We start from the raw sequence: 2429 nt of genomic DNA, 5'->3' as shown, positions 1-2429 counted from the left end.
CTCGCGCAGACCGCGCTGATGGCGCCAGGGCCCGAAGTCACACAGCTGCGAGCCCTGTTGGGTGAACTGTTCGCCATCCCGGACGCGCAAAAGCACATGGCGGAGCTGCTCGCCGGCTCTGATGTGAGGTACGACGTGGGCGACGATCACCCGTTGTCGGGCCGGCTGGTTCCGGACCTGACATTCGACGACGGCCGACGCGTCTCCGAACTGCTCCATGACGCCCGCCCGATCTTGCTCGACCTGGACGGCAGCGTGGCACCGGCGGTGCGCGGCTGGGCCGATCGCGTCGACGTCGTCGTCGCCGGCATGGCCGACCGGCCCGCTGAGCCCTCTCCCAAGGCCATGCTGATCCGCCCTGACGGCTATGTTGCCTGGGCTACAGACACATTCGGGCCGGCGGCCGAAACGAGCCTGCACCAAGCGCTGAAACGCTGGTTCGGACCGGCGCCTCGCGGAAAGTAGCGCCAGCGGCCAGACTGGGCTGTGTGAAATCCACCGAGCCCGTGCGCAGCGCGCAAAAAGTCGTCGACGTGTTGACGGCGCAGGGTGTCCAGTACGTCTTCGGTGTGCCCGGCGCGAAGATCGACGCCGTGTACGACGCCCTCCTCGACGGTGGCCCGCAGGTGGTGGTGTGCCGTCACGAACAAAACGCGGCGTTCATGGCCGGGGCGATCGGGCGTCTCACCGGCACCCCGGGGGTGGTGCTCGTGACGTCCGGCCCCGGCACTACGAACCTGGCCACCGGCCTGCTTACCGCGAACACCGAACAAGACCCGGTGGTCGCGCTGTGCGGGGCGGTCGGCCGCAAGGACCGGCTCAAGCGCACCCATCAGTCGATGGACGCCGCCGCGCTGCTGCGGGCGGTCACCAAGTTCACCGGAGAGGTCAGCGATCCCGACGACGTCGCCGAGGCCACCGTCGGCGCCTTTCGGGCTGCAGTGCGCGAACCGCACGGCGCTGCGGCCGTCGTGTTGCCGGCCGACGTGCTTGCCGCACCGACGACGGCCGGCATTACGGCCCGGCTGCCGATCCCGCCACTGGCGAGCGCGCCCGCTCCCGCGGTCGCCAAGGCGGCCGAGTTGATTCGCGCGGCGCGGCGCCCGGCGCTGCTGGTCGGTATCCGCGGCGCCGACCCGGACAGCTGCCGGACCCTGCGTGCGCTGGTGGCCGCAACCGGGCTTCCCGTCGTGGAGACGTTTCAGGCCGCCGGCGTCGTCTCCCGTGCGCTGGAGGATCACTTCCTGGGCCGGGTGGGACTTTTCCGCAACCAGCCGGGTGACCTCATCGTCGGCCACTCCGACGTCTTAGTCACCGTTGGATATGACGCCGTCGAATACGATCCGGTGCTCTGGAACAACAACGTCGAGCGCACGATCGTGCACATCGACTCCGTCCCGGCCGAGATCGACAACAACTATCAGCCGGCCTGCGAGCTGGTCGGAAACGTCGCAGCCACCCTCACGACGCTGACCGAGAGTCTGGACCAGCTCACCCTCACCAATGACTACCAGAATGAGATCGCCCGGCAGCGAAAAGCGCTGGCCGACATAGACATCGCCGCGCGCAGTGAAGATGCTGGCGGTGCCGGGCTGAATCCGGTCGCCGTTGTCTTGCGACTCCGCGAGGAACTCGGCGACGACGCGACCATCACCTGCGACATCGGTTCGGTCTACATCTACATGGCCCGCCACTTCCGCGTCTACGAGCCCAGGAGGCTGTTGTTCTCCAACGGTCAACAGACCCTCGGGGTGGCGTTACCCTGGGCGATGGCCGCCTGCCTGGTGCGGCCCGGCACCCCCGTCGTGTCGGTGTCCGGCGACGGCGGATTCCTGTTCTCCGCCCAGGAACTCGAGACGGCCACCCGGCTGGGATTGACCTTCACCCACATCATCCTGCGTGACAACACCTATGACATGGTCGCCTTCCAGGAACTCCTCAAATACGGCCGCAAATCCGGCGTCCAACTCGGGGACTACGACATCGTCTCCTACGCTGCGGCATTCGGCGCGCGCGGTTACCGGGTGAAGACGCTGGACGAGTTCGGTGCCACGTTGCGCCAAGCGCTGGCCGAAGACGGACCCTCCCTGATCGATGTTCCGGTCGACTACAGCCACAACGTCGACCTGGCCGCGGAATTACACGACGACCCATTCGAATAAGGACCATGGACAAACATTCAGGCGCGTACGAACGATTCCGGCATTGGGCCGCAACGCTTCTCAACCATCAACACGCCCACGACGCCGAGGTGTATCAGTTCTCGACGATCAGCGCTCTCTTGGAAGGGGTCTACGACGGCGACGCCACCGTCGCCGACCTGCTGCGCCACGGTGACTTCGGCCTGGGCACCTTCAACCACCTGGACGGCGAGATGGTGATCCTCGACGGCGTGTGCTACCGGTTGCGTTCCGATGGCACCGCCACCC

Annotated in this window: 2 protein-coding genes and 1 pseudogene; all 3 read left to right on the top strand. The window is 66.9% G+C overall.

Annotated features, from left to right (window positions below; all coding sequences use genetic code 11):
* Positions 1 to 465, top strand: a pseudogene (locus JOZ00_RS11315) (FAD-dependent oxidoreductase); the annotation flags it as partial.
* Between the two features lie 23 nt (positions 466 to 488).
* The gene (gene alsS / locus JOZ00_RS11310; RefSeq protein WP_293343801.1) at positions 489 to 2162 is read left to right on the top strand and encodes an acetolactate synthase AlsS; all 1674 of its coding nucleotides are present in this window, start codon (positions 489 to 491) and stop codon (positions 2160 to 2162) included.
* A gap of 5 nt (positions 2163 to 2167) precedes the next feature.
* The coding region (locus JOZ00_RS11305) for an acetolactate decarboxylase (RefSeq protein WP_293343799.1) at positions 2168 to 2429 on the top strand (262 nt) is incomplete at its 3' end.

The sequence above is a fragment of the Mycobacterium sp. genome, assembly GCF_019243155.1.
GTDB lineage: Bacteria > Actinomycetota > Actinomycetes > Mycobacteriales > Mycobacteriaceae > Mycobacterium.
This window is presented reverse-complemented; position numbering and strand designations above follow the sequence as displayed.